This window comes from Pseudomonas sp. (genome assembly GCF_017744435.1).
Lineage (GTDB): Bacteria > Pseudomonadota > Gammaproteobacteria > Pseudomonadales > Pseudomonadaceae > Aquipseudomonas.
In genome coordinates this window covers 130,983-149,364 of sequence record NZ_JAGIBG010000002.1, presented here as the reverse complement: position 1 = coordinate 149,364, position 18,382 = coordinate 130,983, and the positions used below count along the sequence as shown (strand labels likewise).

Annotated in this window: 15 protein-coding genes; 5 read left to right on the top strand and 10 right to left on the bottom strand. The window is 63.2% G+C overall.

Annotation, left to right across the window (positions count from 1 at the left end; all coding sequences use genetic code 11):
- Positions 1 to 6: 6 nt before the first annotated feature.
- From J7573_RS02575 to yaaA, 8 genes are all read right to left on the bottom strand, one after another.
- Positions 7 to 1,449: an alginate O-acetyltransferase gene (locus tag J7573_RS02575; protein ID WP_294325243.1), complete on the bottom strand. Its 1,443-nt coding sequence runs from the start codon at positions 1,447 to 1,449 to the stop codon at positions 7 to 9.
- Between the two features lie 13 nt (positions 1,450 to 1,462).
- Entirely contained in the window at positions 1,463 to 3,022 is a 1,560-nt protein-coding gene (algG, locus tag J7573_RS02570; RefSeq protein ID WP_294325241.1) for a mannuronan 5-epimerase AlgG, read from the bottom strand.
- Positions 3,023 to 3,038: 16 nt separating this feature from the next.
- Entirely contained in the window at positions 3,039 to 4,517 is a 1,479-nt protein-coding gene (locus J7573_RS02565; protein ID WP_294325239.1) for an alginate export family protein, read from the bottom strand.
- Positions 4,514 to 5,956 (bottom strand): alginate biosynthesis TPR repeat lipoprotein AlgK, encoded by a 1,443-nt coding sequence (gene algK, locus J7573_RS02560; RefSeq protein ID WP_294325237.1) that lies wholly within the window; start codon positions 5,954 to 5,956, stop codon positions 4,514 to 4,516. The genes J7573_RS02565 and algK overlap by 4 nt, the downstream gene beginning before the upstream one ends.
- Positions 5,957 to 5,968: 12 nt before the next feature.
- On the bottom strand, positions 5,969 to 7,135 hold the full coding sequence (locus J7573_RS02555; protein ID WP_294325236.1) for an alginate biosynthesis protein Alg44: 1,167 nt from the start codon (positions 7,133 to 7,135) through the stop codon (positions 5,969 to 5,971).
- Positions 7,136 to 7,172: 37 nt separating this feature from the next.
- A complete protein-coding gene (locus J7573_RS02550; protein ID WP_294325233.1) occupies positions 7,173 to 8,654 on the bottom strand; it encodes a glycosyltransferase family 2 protein in 1,482 nt (493 codons plus the stop codon).
- 74 nt (positions 8,655 to 8,728) lie between these two features.
- Complete coding sequence (locus tag J7573_RS02545; protein ID WP_079226607.1) at positions 8,729 to 10,045, bottom strand: UDP-glucose/GDP-mannose dehydrogenase family protein; 1,317 nt, start codon at positions 10,043 to 10,045, stop codon at positions 8,729 to 8,731.
- An 805-nt stretch (positions 10,046 to 10,850) separates the two neighbouring features.
- Positions 10,851 to 11,630: a peroxide stress protein YaaA gene (gene yaaA / locus J7573_RS02540; protein WP_294325230.1), complete on the bottom strand. Its 780-nt coding sequence runs from the start codon at positions 11,628 to 11,630 to the stop codon at positions 10,851 to 10,853.
- Between the two features lie 137 nt (positions 11,631 to 11,767).
- On the opposite strand from yaaA, the gene J7573_RS02535 reads away from it, so the two are divergent.
- The 5 genes from J7573_RS02535 to moaE all read left to right on the top strand — a co-directional run bounded on the left by J7573_RS02535 (position 11,768) and on the right by moaE (position 15,935).
- Positions 11,768 to 12,895, top strand: coding sequence for a polysaccharide deacetylase family protein (locus J7573_RS02535; RefSeq protein ID WP_294325228.1), 1,128 nt, complete (start codon positions 11,768 to 11,770; stop codon positions 12,893 to 12,895).
- A gap of 282 nt (positions 12,896 to 13,177) precedes the next feature.
- Complete coding sequence (locus tag J7573_RS02530) at positions 13,178 to 14,572, top strand: PhoH family protein (RefSeq protein ID WP_294325226.1); 1,395 nt, start codon at positions 13,178 to 13,180, stop codon at positions 14,570 to 14,572.
- Between the two features lie 198 nt (positions 14,573 to 14,770).
- The gene (gene moaC, locus J7573_RS02525) at positions 14,771 to 15,241 is read left to right on the top strand and encodes a cyclic pyranopterin monophosphate synthase MoaC (RefSeq protein ID WP_110635704.1); all 471 of its coding nucleotides are present in this window, start codon (positions 14,771 to 14,773) and stop codon (positions 15,239 to 15,241) included.
- Positions 15,241 to 15,486, top strand: coding sequence for a molybdopterin converting factor subunit 1 (gene moaD, locus J7573_RS02520; protein ID WP_294325223.1), 246 nt, complete (start codon positions 15,241 to 15,243; stop codon positions 15,484 to 15,486). Before moaC ends, moaD begins: the two co-directional genes overlap by 1 nt.
- A gap of 2 nt (positions 15,487 to 15,488) precedes the next feature.
- Complete coding sequence (moaE, locus tag J7573_RS02515; protein ID WP_099815832.1) at positions 15,489 to 15,935, top strand: molybdopterin synthase catalytic subunit MoaE; 447 nt, start codon at positions 15,489 to 15,491, stop codon at positions 15,933 to 15,935.
- A 130-nt stretch (positions 15,936 to 16,065) separates the two neighbouring features.
- Here moaE and rhlB read toward each other — a convergent pair whose 3' ends face one another.
- Both rhlB and J7573_RS02505 read right to left on the bottom strand, forming a co-directional pair.
- Positions 16,066 to 17,529, bottom strand: coding sequence for an ATP-dependent RNA helicase RhlB (gene rhlB, locus J7573_RS02510; RefSeq protein ID WP_294325218.1), 1,464 nt, complete (start codon positions 17,527 to 17,529; stop codon positions 16,066 to 16,068).
- Between the two features lie 101 nt (positions 17,530 to 17,630).
- Entirely contained in the window at positions 17,631 to 18,287 is a 657-nt protein-coding gene (locus J7573_RS02505) for an alpha/beta fold hydrolase (protein WP_294325217.1), read from the bottom strand.
- Between the last annotated feature and the right edge of the window lie 95 nt (positions 18,288 to 18,382).

The window sequence follows — 18,382 nt, the reverse complement described above, 5'->3', positions numbered from 1 at the left end:
ATCGCCTCACTGTCCGGCCTGCGCAGTCTGCGCGGGCACGGCGAAGTTGTTGCGTTTGCAGAGCTTGGCCTCGACTTTCTGGGTGCCGCTCTCCGGCCCCTGGACTTCGAAGGCCAGCAGGTTCTGGCTGGCCCAGTCCTCGTCTTCGCGCATCTGGAAGACGAAGCGGCCGTCGGTGTCGGAGGTTTCCGGTTTTTCCAGCTTGATGTCCTCGTGGCGGCCGTTGAGGTACCAAAGAGTCGCCTGCAGCACCTTCACCGAAGGGTCTTCGAACTTGATGTCCATCTGCAGGTTGCGGTTGACCAGGTCCTTGATCACGCCGCCCTTGCCGTTGACCATCAGCTCGTTCTTGCCAGGCTTGAGCGTGGTGCTGGCGCTCATGAGTGCCGGGCGCGCATCACAGCCGTCGTCGAGCAGGCCGAGGATCTGCCGCCAGATGGTTTCCTGGTCCAGGCGGTACAGCGGCGAGAATTCCCACACCAGAATCTTCGGCGGGTTCTTCTGGAATTCTTCGCTGCCCAGGTACTGGATCATCGAGCCTTCCAGGCCGCCACCGGGGAAGGCGACGTTGAGCACGTCGGCGCCGATGTACTGTTCGAGGAAGCCGCTGAAGTTGTAGTTCTTGCCACTGTGGCTGGTGCCGACCAGGGTGATCTGGGCGTTGCCGCTGTCACCGAACAGGTCGTCGCCGCCGCCGGTCGAGCCTTTCGGTTCGGTGGCGAACTGGTCCATGTACTGCACCGCGTAGCTGGTGCCGCAGAGCTGGCCGGCGACGTTGTGCAGGGTGCCGGTCTTGCCCATGCGCCCGGACTTGTGGGTTTCGAATTCCTTGCGCGGGATGCCTTCGAAGGCCGGCATCTTGTGCACCGTGTCGGCCACGATCTTCGCCGCGCGCTCGGCGCCGTACGGCGTCCAGTGCTGGTCACCGCGGAAGTAGAAATCCTTGCCCTGGTCGGCGGCGGCCAGTTGCTCGTTGGTCAGCGGCGACAGGTCGGGCACGTTGTAGCCCATGCTGGCGAAGCGCTTGAGCATGGCCTGATAGTTGCCCAGCGCCTTCTGGTAGTCGAAGGCGGCTTTCTCTTCGGGCTTGAGCATGTTGCGGTTCACCAGACCACGGGTTGGCTGGTAGACCACGACCAGTTCCACACCGCGCTTCTTGAACGCGTCGTGCACCTGCTGCAGGCGCTTGTAGCCGGCCGGCGTGGTGTTGAACTCGGTGCGCAGGTCTTCGCGGGTCCGGAACAGCCAGTCGCCCTGGGCCTGCACCAGCGTGGTGAAGTTCTGCTGGTAGCGGGTGGTGTAGCGGCTGGCGTCGTGCGCTTCGGGGCACAGCTGGCAGCAAGGCTCGGCGGTGAAGGTCGGGGCCTTCACTTCGTCGGCGTGCACGCCCTGGCTGATGGCCAGGAGGGCGGCGGACAGGCCCAGCAGTTTCATCAGGTGTGGAGTCATGGTCTGGGCTTCCTTAATCGATCATTTCGGTCTGGCGTTCGACCGGGTCGATCAGCACGGCCTTCTGCTGGCGCACCAGCAGGTCGAGGATTTCGTCCTGGCGCTCGCCGAGCACGCCGTTGAGGCTGATGCCGCTGGCCTTGCGCGGGGCAAGCATGGACACCTTGTACAACTCGACCGACAGCGGCGAGTCGATCGACAGCGGGCCGGAGCCGTTGGCCGCCAGCTCGCCGCCGACCACGATCAGCGACACCTTGGTGTCGAACGGGTCGAGGGCGATGTCGCGGTCGGTGTCGGACAGGTCCTTGATGTGCCCGTACACGCCAACCAGGCCGTTGGCCATGGCGATGTTTTCGTACAGGCGGATGTTCACGCTGTTGCGCACGCGGATGCCGTGGCGACGGTTGTTGATCAGCTTGTTGCCCCAGATCAGGTTGTCACCGCTCTCATACAAGGTGATGCCGTCGGTGTGGTTGCGGTAGATCTCGTTGTAGGCCACCAGGTTGTTGACGCTGTTACGGTCGATCACCACGCCCGAGAGCTTGTTGTCGTAGCTCTTGTTGTTGATGATCCAGCTGTCGTTGACCTCACGGGAAACGATGATGCCGTGCTTCTTCTTGGTGCCGTACACGGTGTTGCCGGCGATGATCAGGCGGTGCGAACGGTCGTGCGGGTCGATGCCGTAGACGATGTTGTCGTGGTAGGTGTTGTCCTTGACCACGAAGTCCTGGGTCTCGTAGCAGTAGAAGCCGTACCACATGTCGCTGAACGTCGAGCCGATGATCCAGCCGGTCGGCTCCGGGCGCCCCATGCGCTGGGACATGTTTGGTGTGTACTGCGAAATGCTCACGCCGTACGACTTGGACTTGGCATAGCCGAAGCTGGCCATCTTCGTGTTGACGATATAGGTCTCGGTACCGCCCCACGACAGCAGGAACGGGCGGAATTCCTTGGGCGAGCGGAAGGTCGCCGGGCCGTTGTCCTTCTCGCGCCAGCCAGTTACCTGGGTGTCGGTGACGAACAGCTTGCCGTCGTTGACCAGGAACGCGCCGCCTTCCTGGGAAAGGCGCAGCTGTTTGACCTTGCCGTCGATCTCGAGAATGCCCTTCTGCCCGACCACGATCGGCAGGCGCGCCAGGTACACGCCTGGCTCGACTTCGCTGAGGTACTGCTTGGGCACCTTCTTGCTCAGCTCGACCAGGTCGACATGGCCGTCGTCGATGAAGATCGCCTGGGGAATGCCGTGCTGGCGCTGCACCCACTCGGCGGCCTTGTTGTCGCCGCCGACGAATTCCTTGAGGGTGTCCTCCTGGAACATGCGGCGCACGCTGACCTTGCCCTTGAGGCGGCGGTCGATCTTCTTCTGCACCGCTTCGGCGGTGTAGCCGGTCAGGTCGGGCAGCTTTGGCGGGTCCATCTGCAGCGGCTCGATCGGTGCGCTGGCCACGGTGTAGGTCTTGGCCTGCTGCAGCTCCTTGGCGATCACCTGGGGCTCTGCGGCGACAGCCAGGCCGCTGGCCAGCAGCAAAGCGCTGGCCAGGAGGCTGTGACGGATGTGCGGATGAAGGTTCATCAGGGGTCTCCCGGCCTCAGAAGCGCCAGATCACGTCGACGAAGGCGCGGTGCATGTACGAGTCCGCTTCCTTGCCGTAGGCATCGCCCGGCTTGAACACACCGGCACGCAGGCGCACCAGGGCGGAAGGCTCGTCGATCGCCTGGCTCATCGAAGCCGGCAGCAGGCCTTGCTTGAAGTACTTGGTGACGACCACGTCCATTTCCTGGCCGAGGTCTTTTTCGCCATCGATCAGCTGGCGGTTCACGCCGTTGTCGTCGACCACCGCGTTGATGCCGCTGGAACCGATGTTCTGGTTGCCGTCGACGCGCCAGAACTTGTGGTAGATGAGGCTGGCGTCGTAGTCGTCGCGCAGCTGCCAGGAGGCGAACAGGGTGGCCGCCTGCAGGTTGCCAAGCTCGCCGCGGAAGGCTTCGCCGAAGCGGTGTACGCGCGAGCGGGTGCCGGTGAAGTTGGAGCGGTTGCTCTCAAGGCCGGTCTGCTCGAAGTTGTTCGAACCGTCGTCGCCACCGCCGCCGCTGCCGCGGGCGTAGGCCGCACCGACCTGCCATTGCGGGTCCAGGCGCAGGCGGATGCCGAGGTCGGTGGCCCAGGCGTTGACGTTGCCGCTCTGCTTGCCGGTGGCCACGGTCTGGTCGCCGACGGTCTGGCTGCTGAGGGTGTCGCGGTCACCGGTCAGCCAGGTGACGCTGCCCCAGTAGTTGACGGTGTGGTCGTTGCGCCAGTTGTAGGCGTCGCTGTTGGCTTCCAGGCCCAGCCAGGTGAGGTCGCCGGTGCGGGTCTTGTCCAGCGCGTCGACGGTCTCGCCTGGGTTTTTCAGGCTGCCGCTGTCATGGGTGTGATGGGCGCGTACACCCACCCAATGGCCAGGGGTCCACTGCGTGGCGACGTTGCCGTAGATGTGGGTGCGGTCCTTGTCTTCCGGGGCCAGCTCGGTGAGGTCGGTGCGGTACTCGCTGAAGCGCTGGGCCACGCCCAGGTCGGCCTTGAGCAGGGTGGTGTCGAAGGTCCAGTTCAGCGCTTCGATGTTGGTGTCGCGCCACATGCCGTCGTCGCTGCGCAGGCGCTGGCGGCCGAGGCGCAGTTGCTCGCCCGGGTAGGCGGTGAGGCCGCTGTAGCCGACCCAGAACTCGCGCATGGCCAGGTAGCTCTTGTCCTGCTTGCGGCCATCGGCGGCGGTGTCGGTGCTGGTGCCGTCGTCGTTCTGGCGCAGGGTGTCGGTTTCGATGGTGTCGGTGGCGGTGACCGCCTGGCCCATGGCATAAGCGCTCCAGTTGCCGCGCTCGCCGTAGACCCACGGGCGCAGGTCGAGGCCCAGGCCGTTGACGTCGCCGCCAGGGCGGGTGCCGAGGTCACGGTCGTCTTCCGACTGGCCGGTGATTTTCACATCCAGGCCGAAGTTCTTCTGGGCGGTCATGTCCGCCAGGGTCGGGCAGGACCACAGCAGGGCGAAGCTCAGGCCGATGCCGGCTTTCACGAAGGGATTGAGCGTCATAGCGAGTCCTCACCGTCTACTTCTTTTTCGTCGTCTTGCAGGGCTTCGAGGGCCAGGGTGCTGTTGGCGCGCTGTGCCATGTTGATCGGCGCCATGCTGCCGCGGGCCTGCTTTTCCTGCGCCAGCAGGCTCTGCGCCTGGCTGCGCTGGTCAGGCGTGAGTTGCTGGTCGAGCTGCTGCAGCAGTTCGCTGGACTGTGGCGTCGGGTTGACCTGGGCCAGCTGGGCGAACACCCAGGCGTTGCCCGGTTGCGGGCGGATGCCATGGCCTTCGCTGAACAGCTGGGCAAGGGCGTAGTCGGCGCTGTTCTGGCCGCCACGGGCGGCGGTCAGCAGGTTGTCCACAGCCTTCTGCGGCTCGACCTTGCCCAGGTAGCCGCGGCGGTACAGCTGGCCGAGGTAGTAATGGGCGCTGACTTCGCCGGCATCGGCGGCAGCCTGCAGGTGTTGCTCGGCCTTCAGCGCATCGGCGGGCAAGGTCTTGCCTTCGTAGTACAGGCGGCCCAGCAGCAGTTCGGCGCGTGGCTGTTCGGCCTCGCGGCCCTTGTCGATGTAGGCCATCAGCTGGTCGGTGTCGCCCAGCTCGGGGAAGTCGTACAGCAACTGCGCCAGGCTGACCCAGGACGCCGGGTTGGCCGGGGCGACCTGTTCGAGCAGGTCCTTGGCGGTTTTCTCGTCGGTCTGGCCGAGGCTGCGGTCAGCCAGCACGCGGGCGACGCTGTCGACCCGGGTGGCCGGCACCGCGCCACGGGCATAGGCGGACTTGAGCTGGCCGAGCAGGGCGGCCTGCTGATCGGCCTGGCCGCGCTTCAGGTACACGGTGGCCAGCTCGACGTAGCAGATGTCGGTGGTGTTCAGCGCGGCCTTGCAGATTTTCTCGACGTCGCCCAGGTGCTGGTCGTAGGTGCCCTGGGTGCGGTACAGCAGCACCTGGGCCAGGCCCGCTTCCGGGTTGCCGGCGGCGCGCCACTGGTCGATCTGCTGCTGCGCGTTGACCTTGGGGAAGCTCTGCGGGTAGGTCAGGTAGAGCATCGCCAGCGGGATCAGGGTGTTGCCTTCACCTTGTTGGGCGGCGAGCTTGAGCAGGGTTTCGGCTTCTTCACGCTCGGCCTGGGTGCTGTCCGGCTTGGCCACCAGCAGGCGGCCGAGGCGCGCCTGGGCACGCGGCGAAGTGGAAGCCGCAGCGCGGTAGGTGGCCTCGGCCTCCTTGATTTTCGCCGGGTCACGGGTAGAGACCTTGATGTCGGCCAAGCCCACTTGTGCATCGCTGTAACCCAGGTCGGCCAGGGCCTTGTAGTTGCGCTCGGCCAGCGCGGTGTCACCGCGCTTGAGGGCTTCGTTGGCCAGGCGCTGGTCGGGCAGGCCCGCACAGCCGGCCAGGGCGACCGCCGCAGCCAGGGCGCAGAGGCCCAGGCTTGCGCTTTTCTTATGGGGAATCATCACGGGATCCTCTTACAGACCGCGGGCCACGGCTTTATCGATCAGCCAGTTCAACGAAGGGCCACGGTCGCTGTTGACCGCGGCCGGGCGGCCGGCCAGTTCGGCCGGCATGGCGCTGTCGGGCTTGATCTGCACGCGGATGTCGGAGGCCAGGTCATCGCTGTTGAGGCTGGCGCTGCTGACGATCTGGCCGGTACGCACTTCGTCTTCGCCGGCCACCTGGAAGTTGACCCGGGTGCCGGGCTTGACCTCGTCGAACTGGCGGTAGCTGAAGCGTGCCTCGACCATCGGAGTAGTGGTGCGCGGCACCAGCTGGAAGATCGGCTGGCCTTTGGCGGCGTACTGGCCGTCATCCACCAGCTGGCGGGCAACCACGCAATCGCAAGGGCTGGTGAGGGTGCCGGAGAGCTGCTTGCCGAACAGTTCCTCGATCTTCGCCGGCTCCAGCTGCGAGTCGTCCAGGTTGCCCTTGAGCATGTCCAGCATGCTGGTGGTGAAGCTGGCCAGCGGCGCGCCCTTGACGATCTGCCCACCGGTTTCGGCCAGGCTGTTGACGGTGCCGTCGCGCGGCATGGTGACGGTGGTGGTCGGCACGGCGACCACGCCGGCTTCGGCATGGCTGACGAAGTACATGCCGTACAGCGACTTGGCGACGAAGCCGAAGGCGGCCACGCCGACCACGAACACGCCGAGGGTCACGGTCACCGCCTTCAGGCGGCCGAAGGCGGACAGGCCGGAGCCACCGTCCTTCTGCTTGCGGGCCTTGGTGAAGTTGTCGCGCTGCAGGGTGCTGAGCACGTCGCCGACGGTGATCAGTTCACCCGACAGGTGGGTGGTGATGATGTGGCGCAGGGTGGCGATGTCGCGGGGTTCGAGGTTCTGGAACTGCGCGCCGGTACGGCCGCTGCCGCTGTTGTAACCGCGCACCTGGAACTCGATGTCCATCGACAGGCCGAGGTTGTCGACCGTGAACTGCAGGCGACCACGCAGCACTTCACCAACCGACAGTGGCTGTTTGGTGTGGAAGCTCAGGCCACCGGCGGAGAGGTCGTCGACCTTCACATCGTGGGCCTGGCGCTCTTTGTCGAGGAAGCGCAGCTTGGCCGGGATGCGCACCCGGGCGTGTTGGCGCTGGGCTTCGGACTCATGCACGACGTTGACGTTCACGGCGGTATTCATCTGGGTTTGTTCCTGTTAGTTCCGATCCGGGTTGGGCTCACACGACCATGAACAGCACAGCGACGAAGATGCTGGCAGCCGAGAAGGTCATGGTCCGCGAGGACCAGGTGTTGAACCATTGTTGAAAACTGGCGAGGTCACGCTTGAGGGCAGTCGGTTGGCGGGTCCAGGACTGCTTGTCGAGGCGGAAGAACACGTAGATCTTCATCAGCGCGCCGACGATCTGGTTGTAATAGAGAATCAGCGGGTAGGCGGGGCCGACGTTGTGGCCGGAGCACAGCAGCATGATGGTGAGGATCAGGCGGGTAATGCCGATCCACAGCAGGTACACCAGCAGGAACGCCATGCCGAACTTGAGGCTGGCAATCACCGCCACGGTCAGGCCGAGCAGGCTGGTCCACATCGACACGCGCTGGTCGAACAGCACGATGCTGGTGAACAGGCCCAGGCGCTGCAGGCCGAGGCCCAGGGCGCGGGAGTTCTGCCGCAGGTTGTTGCCGTACCAGCGGTACATCAGCTTGCGGCTGGCCTTGAGGAAGCTCTTCTCCGGCGGGTGTTCGACCGTGTTGATCGCGGCATCCGGCACGTAGAAGGTGTCGTAGCCCAGGCGCATCAGGCTGAACCAGCTGGACTTGTCGTCACCGGTGAGGAACTTGAAGCGGCCCAGGCGCCAGTGCATCAGCGAGTCGCTTTCGACGTCGGCGATGAACTCGGGGTTGGTCACTACGCTGGCGCGGAACATCGACATGCGCCCGGTCATGGTCAGCACGCGCTTGGACAGGGCCATCGAGCACATGTTGATGTGGCGCTGGGCGAAGCGCAGCTTGTGCCACTCGCTCATGATGTAGCCGCCGCGCACTTCGCAAAACTCGTTGGTGGTCAGGCCGCCGACGTTGGGGAACAGCTTGAACCACGGCACGGTCTTGCGCACCACGCCTTCGCCGAGCACGGTGTCGCCGTCGATCACCGCGACCACGGCGTTTTCGTCCGGCAGCATCCGCGAGATGGCGCGGAAGCCATAGGCCAGGCCGTCGCGCTTGCCGGTGCCGGCAATGCGCACGATATCCAGTTTGACGTGTGCGGGCGGGTTGTAGCGGGCCCACAGGCTCTTCACCAGCAGTTCATCGGACATCTCCACCAGCGAGCAGACCACGGTGGTGGGGTAGCCGCATTCGATCGCCTCGCGGATCACCGAGCTGTACACCTGGGCGGTGGTCAGCGCTTCGATACGGAAGCTGGTGACCATCAGGTACACGTGCGACGGCGCGGCGGCATCGCCCATCTTCTGGACCTTGCGGCGCAGGTACGGGTAGACGCCGTAGAGGAAGATCATGCCGCGGATGAAATGGGTGGCGCCCATGGAATAGCGCCAGATGCCGACTGCGCCGACCAGGAAGATGAAGTGCTTCGACTGCGAGTCGAAGATATCGGCTGGCAGGGCCAGGGCGATCAGCATGAGCAGGCTCATGTAGAGCAGCCACCCGGCGCACTGCAACAGCACTGTCTGGAGCCTTTGCATGTTCAGCATCCGTCGAGAATTCGGGAAAGGGTGGGCAGCGGAAGTGGGGAGGCTTCCGCTGCCCGGCCTGGCACTTACCAGCAGATGCCTTCGGTGCGGCTGGTGGTGCAGGTCGGCTTGCTCATGAAGCCGACCAGGTCAATCACCTGCTTGCCGGCCGGCGCTTGCTCGGCAAGGGCGCGGAACTGCTCGTCACGGTTGCCCAGGACGATGATGTCGGCGTTGGCAATGACCTTCTGGAAGTCGGCGTTGAGCAGCGACGAGACGTGCGGAATCTTCGACTCGATGTACTCTTTGTTCGCCCCGTGGACGCGGGCGTACTCGACGTTCTCGTCGTAGATATCCAGTTGGTAGCCCTTGCCGATCAGGCGCTCGGCCAGTTCCACCAGTGGGCTCTCACGCAGGTCGTCGGTGCCGGCCTTGAAGCTCAGGCCGAGCAGGGCGACCTTGCGCTTGTCGTGGGCTTCGATCAGTTCGAAGGCGTTCTGCACCTGCGATTCATTGCTGCGCATCAGCGAGTCGAGCAGCGGTGCGCGTACATCGAGGGAAGCGGCGCGGTAGGTGAGGGCGCGTACGTCTTTCGGCAGGCACGAGCCACCAAAGGCGAAGCCAGGGCGCATGTAGTACTGCGACAGGTTCAGCACCTTGTCCTGGCAGACCACGTCCATCACGTCACGGCCATCCACGCCGACAGCCTTGGCAATGTTGCCGATCTCGTTGGCGAAGGTGACCTTGGTGGCGTGCCACACGTTGCAGGTGTACTTGATCATCTCGGCCACTTCGATCGGCTTGCGGATGACCGGTGCGTCGAGTTCTTCGTACAGGGCTTGCAGCACGTCGCCGCTGGCCTTGTCCAGTTCACCGATGACGGTCATCGGCGGCTGGTCGTAGTCCTTGATCGCGGTGCTTTCACGCAGGAACTCCGGGTTCACGGCTACGCCGAAGTCGACGCCGGCCTTTTTGCCCGAGCAGTCTTCGAGAATCGGGATCACCACGTTCTTCACGGTGCCCGGCAGCACGGTGCTGCGGACCACGATGGTGTGGCGGCGCTCGCTGTCGCGCAGCACGTAGCCGATTTCGCGGCACACCGACTCGATGTATTCCAGGCCCAGGTCGCCGTTCTTCTTGCTCGGGGTGCCGACGCAGATCATCGACACGTCGCTGGCACGGATGGCCTCGGCGAAGTCGGTGGTGCCACGCAGGCGGCCGTTGGCGATGCCTTGTTGCAGCAGTGCTTCCAGGCCAGGTTCGACGATGGGCGACTTGCCCTGATTGATCAGGTCGATCTTGGTCTTGGACACGTCCACACCAATCACGTCATGGCCTCGCGCCGTCAGGCAGCCTGCACAGACCGCACCCACATAACCCAAACCAAAGATGCTGATACGCATCGCTATCACCTCATGTGTTTATCACGCCAGCTCTTCCGGGAAGAGCCGGACTGGGTTGATTAACAACAGTTTTCGGGCGCACGGACCCATGGCGAATTGCTCACTTCGCCGAGCGCAGGCATGAATAAATCCGTCGCGCACAAAGTTGTGCACTAAAAGTTGGCAGTAATTAGCCAGTATTTAAAAGGCGTGCCCTGTAATGCAGCCGTCTTTATTGCAAAGCGCTACTTGGCGCACTGCTGTGCTTGTTCTTTCAAGTGGAAAAATCCTTTGAAATCAACCACTAGGACGTATTGTAAGGGGCGCGTCTGTCCTCCATGGACGGGGCCTTCGGGGGAACCCGTTGCACCGGTCTAACTTTATGGGGCGGGTGTTAGTCACCTGCCGGTTGTCATCTGTAAGTCATCTCTCACACCCCATGGGCAGGAAATTCGTTACGGCACTATGAGCGATGGGTCGCAGCAGAAGTTCCTGAGCGGGTTCCGCTTCGATGAAAGATTTCTAAATAATTTTTCAGTGGTAAATACTTTCAAATTGATAGCACGGCAGAGTTTCACCCCCGGTTATAAAGGACGAGACTGAAGCGAAGTGTTGTTATGCCACCATGAAAAAATATTTTTCAAAATTCGTCAAAAAAGTACGAACGGTCTTATGGCGTTTGGCGATAAAGCGATGGGTGTTGGTTTTTTGGCGTTGGGATAATGACGTAGTGGCGCTTTGAAGCTTGCCCCATTGCAGGGCGGGAGGGATTGATTACGGCTGCTGGCCTCTTCGCGGGTAAACCCGCGAAGAGGCCGTTACAGGTTTACTCGGCAGGATGATCGCGCAGGAAAACGAGGTGATCCGGCTTGGACTGCTCGGCACTGTAGTAGTAGCCCTGCACGTCGAACTGCTTGAGCTGCTCCGGGTCGTTGACCCGTTCCTGGATCACGAAGCGGCTCATCATGCCGCGAGCCTTCTTGGCGTAGAAGCTGATGATCTTGTACTGGCCGTTTTTCAGGTCCTTGAAGTCGACGTTGATCACCCGGCCCTTGAGCGCGCTGCGTTTCACCGCGCTGAAGTACTCGTTGCTGGCCAGGTTCAGCAGCAGGTCGTCGCCCTGGTCGGCCAGCGCCTGGTTCAGCCATTCGCTGATGCGCGTGCCCCAGAAGGCATACAGGTCCTTGCCGCGGGCATTGGCCAGCTTGGTGCCCATTTCCAGGCGGTAGGGCTGCATCAGGTCGAGCGGGCGCAGCAGGCCGTACAGGCCGGAGAGCATGCGCAAGTGCTCCTGGGCGTAGCTGAAGTCGTCCTCGCCGAGGGTTTCGGCATCCAGGCCGGTGTACACGTCACCTTTGAACGCCAGCAGCGCCTGCTTGGCGTTGGCCGGGGTGAAATCCGGGGTCCAGCTGCCGAAGCGCGCAGCATTGAGGCCGGCGAGCTTGTCGGACAGGTGCATCAGCTCGCTGATCTGCGCCGGCGACAGGTCGCGCAGCTGCAGGATCAGTTCCTGGGAATCGTCCAGGTATTGCGGCAGGGTGAAGCGCTCGGTCACCGGCGCGGTGTCGTAGTCGAGGGTCTTGGCGGGGGAAATCACCGTCAGCATCGGGTCGGCTCCTGAAATCGTTGCGGGGAATTCTACGGATCGCGGCCGGTAACGCCAAACTATGGCGACAATAGTCACAGACCATCGCCGAAGCAGGCGTTATAGTGCGCGTTTTGGCTGTCACGGAGAGAGCGATCGTGCGCATTGCCGGGGCCTTGCTGGCCACCTTGTTGAGCCTGGCCGCCCAGGCTGCCCCCATGCCCCCGGCCAGCCTGGACCGCAGCCAGTGGCCCGAGCAGCTGGACAGCCCGGTGCTGTTCGACGTCGCCTCGCTGGCCGAGATCCTGTCGTTTGCCCGGGTGCTGCATGAAAGCGAGCTGCTCGATGATGGCGCGCTGGCAGCGCGATTGGGCCTGCGGCAGATCAACCTGCAGAAGATCCGCGCCGTGCGCGCGCAGATGTGGCAGCGGTTGTGGCAGGGCTACCAGCAGGCGCAGCGCAGCTGCGAGCAGGATGCCTCATTCTGCTACCTGCTCGAGTCCATGGCCGACTTGCGCACCAAGGCAGCGACATTCGCCACCGATGTCGGCACGTTCTATACCGGTTGGATCGAGCCCAGCCATCAGTTCCATATGCGTTATCTGGATGAGCAACTGCGCAAGGCCGCGTTGTTGCCGCAGACCAGCAGCGAGGTCGAACGGCTGTCCAGTCGCGAGCGCAATGGCGATGAACTGAACGACCGCATGTTCCTGCTGACCTTCGTCGGTGGCCCGGGGCCCGATGGTGGCAGCACCGATGCGCTCACCGAGTACCTGCGCAAGCAGAAGCTGCAGGGCACCTTCTTTGTCTTGGGCAATCGCCTGCAGCAGCGGCGTGATACCGGCGCGGCCAATGCGCTGGCGCAGCTCTACGCCGGCCAATGCGTGGGCATTCAGGGTTGGGAATATCGCTCCCACGCCCAGTGGCAGGGCTGGCAGGATTCGATCAGGCGTGCCCAGGCGCGGGTCCAGGCCGACCTGCCGGAACAATACGTGCCGCTGTTCCGCCCGCCCTATGGCCAGCGCCGAACTGACGGTGAAGCGTTCATGGCCAGCCAGCAGCTGCGGGTTTCGCTATGGGATATCGACGCTCAGGATGATGGCCCGCTGACTGCCGACGCTTCGGCCCAGCGGGTGGTGACCTTGATGCTGCTATGGCGAAAGGGGGTGATCCAGTTCCACGACAGCCTGCCCAAGGCGCAGCCGGCGGTCGAGTGGGTGCTGCGCAACACGGTGCAGAGCGGGATCGGCTGGGAAGGCTGCCGTGATTACGCTTATCGCGAATAGAGGGTATGACTTTTGACTGTAGTCTCGTCTGGCGTTGCCGCCAAGCGCTCTTCGTCAATCGGAAAAATAAACTTCAAAATCTCGTAAAAATGCTTTTTTCGGTCATCGTTTTTGCGGTATGAAGAAACCAGACAGCCGATTCCTGCAGCACAGGTGGCGTCATCCACCCCACCTTGCCAGGTACGCTTCCCGCCCGTAGCAACGCGGATACGGGGAGAACGGCGGTCACTCTGCGGCGCACTACAGAGCGTGCCGTGTGGCTTCGACATAAGGTGACCGAGTATGGATGACCAAGGACGCAACCCTTCCTCCAGCAAGCCAATCCTCTATGTGCTCGATACCAACGTCCTGATTCACGACCCCAACGCATTACTCAACTTCGAGGAGCATCACGTCGCCATTCCGATGACGGTGCTGGAGGAACTCGACAAGCTCAAGACCGGTAAACAGACCATCGCCGCCGAATGTCGCCAGGCCATCCGCCTGATCGACCAGACCCTCGGTGACGCTTCGCCCAGCGATGTCGAGCAGGGCGTGCCGATCCAGCGCGGCAAGAGCGGGCCCAAGGGGTTCCTGTCGATCCTGATGAGCCCGCGCAACGAGCCCAGCAAGTTGCTGCCGGAAAACCTCAACGACAACATCATCATCAACACCCTGCTCGACGTACGGACCCGGCGCACCGACCTGGACGTGGTGCTGGTCACCAAAGACATCAACATGCGCCTGAAAGCGCGCGCCTGCGGGATCGCGGCCGAGGACTACAGCACCGACCAGCTGGTCGACGACGTTTCCTTGCTTTCCAAGGGCTATCACTCGGTCACCGGCTCGTTCTGGGACCGGGTCAGCAAGGTCGATACCCGCCAGGAGCGTGGTCGCACCTGGCATCGGGTGCAGATGATCGACAACCTGCCCGCCGTGCACATCAATGAGTTCATCATCGACGAGCAAGGTTTTGTCGGCTGGGTAAAAGGTATTCGTAACGATGAACTGCTGTTGCTCGACCTGCACCAGGAGCCATTGCTGCATCAGGAGGCCTGGGGCCTGAAGCCAAGGGACATTCATCAGAGCCTGGCGCTGTTCGCCTTGCTCGACCCGGATATCCACCTGGTCAACCTGACCGGCGCTGCCGGCTCCGGCAAGACCATCCTGGCCCTGGCCGCAGCCATCGAGCAGACCATGGTCAGCAAGCGCTACCGGCGCATCATCGCCACCCGCAGCGTACAGGGGCTGGACCAGGAGATCGGCTTCCTGCCGGGCACCGAGGCGGAAAAGATGGAGCCTTGGCTGGGCGCCATCACCGATAACCTCGAAGCCTTGCACATGGACGATGAAAGCACCCACGGCAGCGTCGAGTACATCCTCGAGCGCGTGCCGCTGCAGTTCAAGTCGCTGAACTACATCCGTGGGCGCAGCTTCCAGCAGAGCCTGATCCTGATCGATGAATGCCAGAACCTCACGCCGCACCAGATGAAAACCATCATCACCCGGGCCGGCTCTGGTTCGAAGGTGGTGTGCCTGGGCAACCTGGCACAGATCGACACGCCTTACCTGTCCGCGACCAGCTCGGGCCTGACCTACCTGACCGAGCGCTTCAAGGACTTCCCCCATGGCGTGCACATCACCCTGCAGGGTGTGCCACGTTCGGTGCTGGCCGAGTACGCCGAGTCTCACCTGTAAAGCTGTTCAGCCGGGCAGATCGCTGCCCGGCCTTTTCGCGGGCACGCCCGCTCCCACAGGACTTCCACTTGATTCGAGGCAGTGGAGATCCTGTGGGAGCGGGCGTGCCCGCGAAGAGGCCTGACCTGCCGACACATTCCACTGCTCAAACCTGACCCACGGGTTTACACTCTCTGTTCCCTTCACAGGAGCAGAGCAGTGCTGACTCATCTTGATTCCCAGGGGCGCGCCAACATGGTCGACGTCACTGAAAAGGCCGTGACCGAGCGCGAGGCCGTGGCCGAAGCGCGGGTGCGCATGTTGCCGCAGACCTTGCAGATGATCGTCGACGGCGAGCATCCCAAGGGCGATGTATTCGCTGTGGCGCGTATTGCCGGTATCCAGGCGGCGAAGAAGACCAGTGACCTGATCCCGTTGTGCCACCCGCTGATGCTGACCAGCGTCAAGGTCGAACTGAGCGCCGACGGCGCAGATGCGGTGCATATCGTCGCCCGCTGCAAGCTGGCCGGGCAGACCGGCGTCGAGATGGAAGCACTGACCGCCGCCAGCGTCGCTGCGCTGACGATCTACGACATGTGCAAGGCGGTGGACAAGGGCATGGTCATCGAGCAGGTGCGCCTGCTGGAAAAAGTCGGCGGCAAGAGCGGGCACTACAAGGTGGAGGCGTGATGAAGGTCAAGGTGATGTACTTCGCCCGTTACCGCGAGCTGCTGGGCATCGATGCCGAGCGCCTGGAAGGCGAGTTCAAGGTGGTCGACGATGTGCGCCAGGCCCTGGTGGCCAAGGGCGGGCAGTACGCAGTACTGGCCGAACAGAACCTGATGAGTGCGCGCAATGAAGAGCTGTGCAAGCTCGACGAGCCGCTGGAAGAGGGTGATGAAGTGGCATTCTTCCCGCCGGTAACCGGAGGCTGAACATGGCAGTGCGAGTGCAACACGGGGCGTTCGACCCGGGGGCCGAGGTCAATGCCATGCATGCGGCCAACGTCGGCGTCGGTGCCGTGGTCGGTTTCGTTGGCTATGTGCGCGATTTCAACGATGGTCGGGATGTGGCGGGGATGTTCCTCGAGCATTACCCGGGCATGACCGAGAAGGCCCTGGCCAAGATCGTGGTCGAGGCCGAGCAGCGCTGGCCGTTGCTCAAGGTCGAGGTGCTGCACCGCATCGGTGCGCTGGAGCCGGGTGAGCCGATCGTTTTTGTCGGTGTGGCCAGTGCCCATCGGCAGGCGGCGTTCGATGCCTGCAACTTCATCATGGACTACCTGAAGACCCGGGCGCCGTTCTGGAAGAAGGAAAATACCCAGGACGGGCCGCGCTGGGTGGAAGGCAAGCAGAGTGACCAGGATGCTGCAGGGCGCTGGTAGAACTTCTGTTTGATGGCCGGGGCTTTGCCCCGGTTCGCGGGCAAGCCCGCTCCCACAGGTACCCCGCTGCCCTCAGGTCCAGCACATTACCTGTGGGAGCGGGCTTGTTCCGCGAAGAGGCCGGCACCGGTCAGTGGTGTTTGCGCGGCACCGGCTTCAGCAGCTCATCCGGCGGCATCTCGCACTTGATCTTGCGCCCCAGCAGCTCTTCGATCGCCGGCAACTGGTAGGAGTCATCCTCACCGGCAAAGCTGATCGACACACCGCTGGTACCGGCACGGCCCGTACGGCCGATGCGGTGCACGTAGTCGTCCGGGTCTTCCGGCAGGGTGAAGTTGATCACATGGCTGATGCCATCGATGTGAATCCCGCGCCCGGCCACGTCGGTCGCCACCAGCACGGTGATGCGCCCTTCACGGAAGTTTTCCAGGGTGCGAATACGCTTGTGCTGCGGCACGTCACCCGACAACTGCGCGGCATTGATGCCGTCGCGCACGAGTTTTTCCTCGATGCGCCGCACCTCGTCCTTGCGGTTGGCGAACACCATCACCCGTTCCCATTTGTTCTGGGTCACCAGGTTGTACAGAAGCTTGTACTTGTCGCTGCCGGCCACCGCATACACGTGTTGCTCGACCGTTTCGCTGGCGACGTTCTCCGGCTCGATCTCGACGATCGCCGGGTTGGTGGTCCACTGCTTGGCCAGGTTCATCACGTCGTCGGTGAAGGTGGCGGAGAACAGCAGGGTCTGGCGTTCGCTCTTCGGTGGGGTCTGGCGAATGATCTGCCGGACCTGGGGGATGAAACCCATGTCGAGCATGCGGTCGGCTTCGTCCAGCACCATCACCTCGACCATGTCCAGGTGCACTTCGCCGCGCTGGTTGAAGTCCAGCAGACGGCCGGGAGTGGCCACCAGGATGTCGCAGTGGCGGGCTTCCAGGGCCTTGAGCTGCTTGTCGAAGTCCATGCCACCGACGAAGCTCATCACGTTCAGGCCGGTGTACTTGGTCAGGGCGACGGCGTCCTTGGCGATCTGCACCACCAGCTCGCGGGTTGGCGCGATGATCAGCGCGCGCGGCTCGCCCATGTAGCGCTCTTTCGGCGGCGGCGTCTGCTGCAGCTGGGAAATGATCGAAATCAGGAACGCCGCCGTCTTGCCAGTACCGGTCTGGGCGCGGCCGATGGCGTCCTGGCCAGCCAGGGTGTAACCCAGCACCTGCGCCTGGATCGGGGTGCAGTAAGGGAAACCGAGGTCGTGGATGGCGTGCATCAGCTCGTTGGAGAGCTTGAAGTCGTGGAAACGGGTCTTGCCTTCCTGCGGCTCGACCACGAAGTCTTCCGGCTTCCACAGGCTCGCCTGGGGCTTGGGCTTGCGTTCGCGACGTGGTTTGTCCTTGGCCGGCTTGTCGGCAGGCGCTGGGGCGTCGGCGGGTGCTTCTGCCTTAGCGGCGGGCTTGGCGCGGGGCGCGGCCGGTTTCGGTTCGGGCCGGGCCTCTGCAGTGGGGGCGGGCGCCGCTGGCGTCACGCTGGCAGCAGGAGCGACGGCCTGTGGCGCGGCGTCTCCTTTGCCGAATATTTTCTTGAGTGCCTTGAGCACGGTCGTCTCATCAACTGGTTAAGGAATGTACGCCGGGCAGTGTAATGCAAGATCTGGGCGCGGCGTAGCGGAAAACTCCCACAACTACAGATGGGGTTGGCTTATTGCAATTGCTTGCTCAGCCAGTCGTGGATATCGCTCAGTTCCTCGACCACCACTTCGTGCTCCATCGGGTATTCGTGCCAGCGTGCGGCGACACCCCAGGTGTTGAGGTATTCGAATGCGGTACGGCCCATGGACGGAATCACCACCGGGTCGTGCACACCGTGCAGGCACAGGGCCGGGGTGCGTTGCTGGCAGGCGCTCAGCTGGTGGCTGTCGGTGAAGGTTGGGGCGTAGGTGGACAGGGCGATCACGCCGCCCAGCGCTTCCTGCCACTTTATATAGGCAGTGTGCAGGACTACCGCGCCGCCCTGGGAGAAGCCGGCGAGGAAGATCCGCGACAGGTTGATGCCCTTGGCCTGCTCGGCCTTGATCAGGCCGATGATCTGCTCGGCCGATTCTTCCAGCTGCGCTTCGTCGATGGCGCGGGCCGGGGTCATGGCCTTGATGTCATACCAGCTGGGCATGGCGTAGCCGCCGTTGATGGTCACCGGGCGGGTCGGCGCCTGGGGCATGACGAAGCGGGTGCTGAGCAGGCGTTCCTGCATGAATTCGGCCACAGGTAGGAAGTCGTAACGGTCGGCACCCAAACCGTGCAACCAGATCACACAGGCGTCAGCGGTTTTCTGGGGTTCGAGAATCAGCGGGTTGGTCATGACTGCTCCGAAAGAGTGCGGGTCTTGTTATGGCGTGCGTGAAAAGAAGGCGCTGCAATTGATTGTCAGAAAAAGAATGTCGCAACGATACAACT

Excerpts from the sequence above, each read along its gene's own strand:
- J7573_RS02575 (WP_294325243.1), bottom strand. The coding sequence starts at position 1,449 with ATGACTCCACACCTGATGAAACTGCTGGGCCTGTCCGCCGCCCTCCTG.
- algG (WP_294325241.1), bottom strand. The coding sequence starts at position 3,022 with ATGAACCTTCATCCGCACATCCGTCACAGCCTCCTGGCCAGCGCTTTG.
- J7573_RS02565 (WP_294325239.1), bottom strand. The coding sequence starts at position 4,517 with ATGACGCTCAATCCCTTCGTGAAAGCCGGCATCGGCCTGAGCTTCGCC.
- algK (WP_294325237.1), bottom strand. The coding sequence starts at position 5,956 with ATGATTCCCCATAAGAAAAGCGCAAGCCTGGGCCTCTGCGCCCTGGCT.
- J7573_RS02555 (WP_294325236.1), bottom strand. The coding sequence starts at position 7,135 with ATGAATACCGCCGTGAACGTCAACGTCGTGCATGAGTCCGAAGCCCAG.
- J7573_RS02550 (WP_294325233.1), bottom strand. The coding sequence starts at position 8,654 with ATGCAAAGGCTCCAGACAGTGCTGTTGCAGTGCGCCGGGTGGCTGCTC.
- J7573_RS02545 (WP_079226607.1), bottom strand. The coding sequence starts at position 10,045 with ATGCGTATCAGCATCTTTGGTTTGGGTTATGTGGGTGCGGTCTGTGCA.
- yaaA (WP_294325230.1), bottom strand. The coding sequence starts at position 11,630 with ATGCTGACGGTGATTTCCCCCGCCAAGACCCTCGACTACGACACCGCG.
- J7573_RS02530 (WP_294325226.1), top strand. The coding sequence starts at position 13,178 with ATGGATGACCAAGGACGCAACCCTTCCTCCAGCAAGCCAATCCTCTAT.
- moaD (WP_294325223.1), top strand. The coding sequence starts at position 15,241 with ATGAAGGTCAAGGTGATGTACTTCGCCCGTTACCGCGAGCTGCTGGGC.
- moaE (WP_099815832.1), top strand. The coding sequence starts at position 15,489 with ATGGCAGTGCGAGTGCAACACGGGGCGTTCGACCCGGGGGCCGAGGTC.
- J7573_RS02505 (WP_294325217.1), bottom strand. The coding sequence starts at position 18,287 with ATGACCAACCCGCTGATTCTCGAACCCCAGAAAACCGCTGACGCCTGT.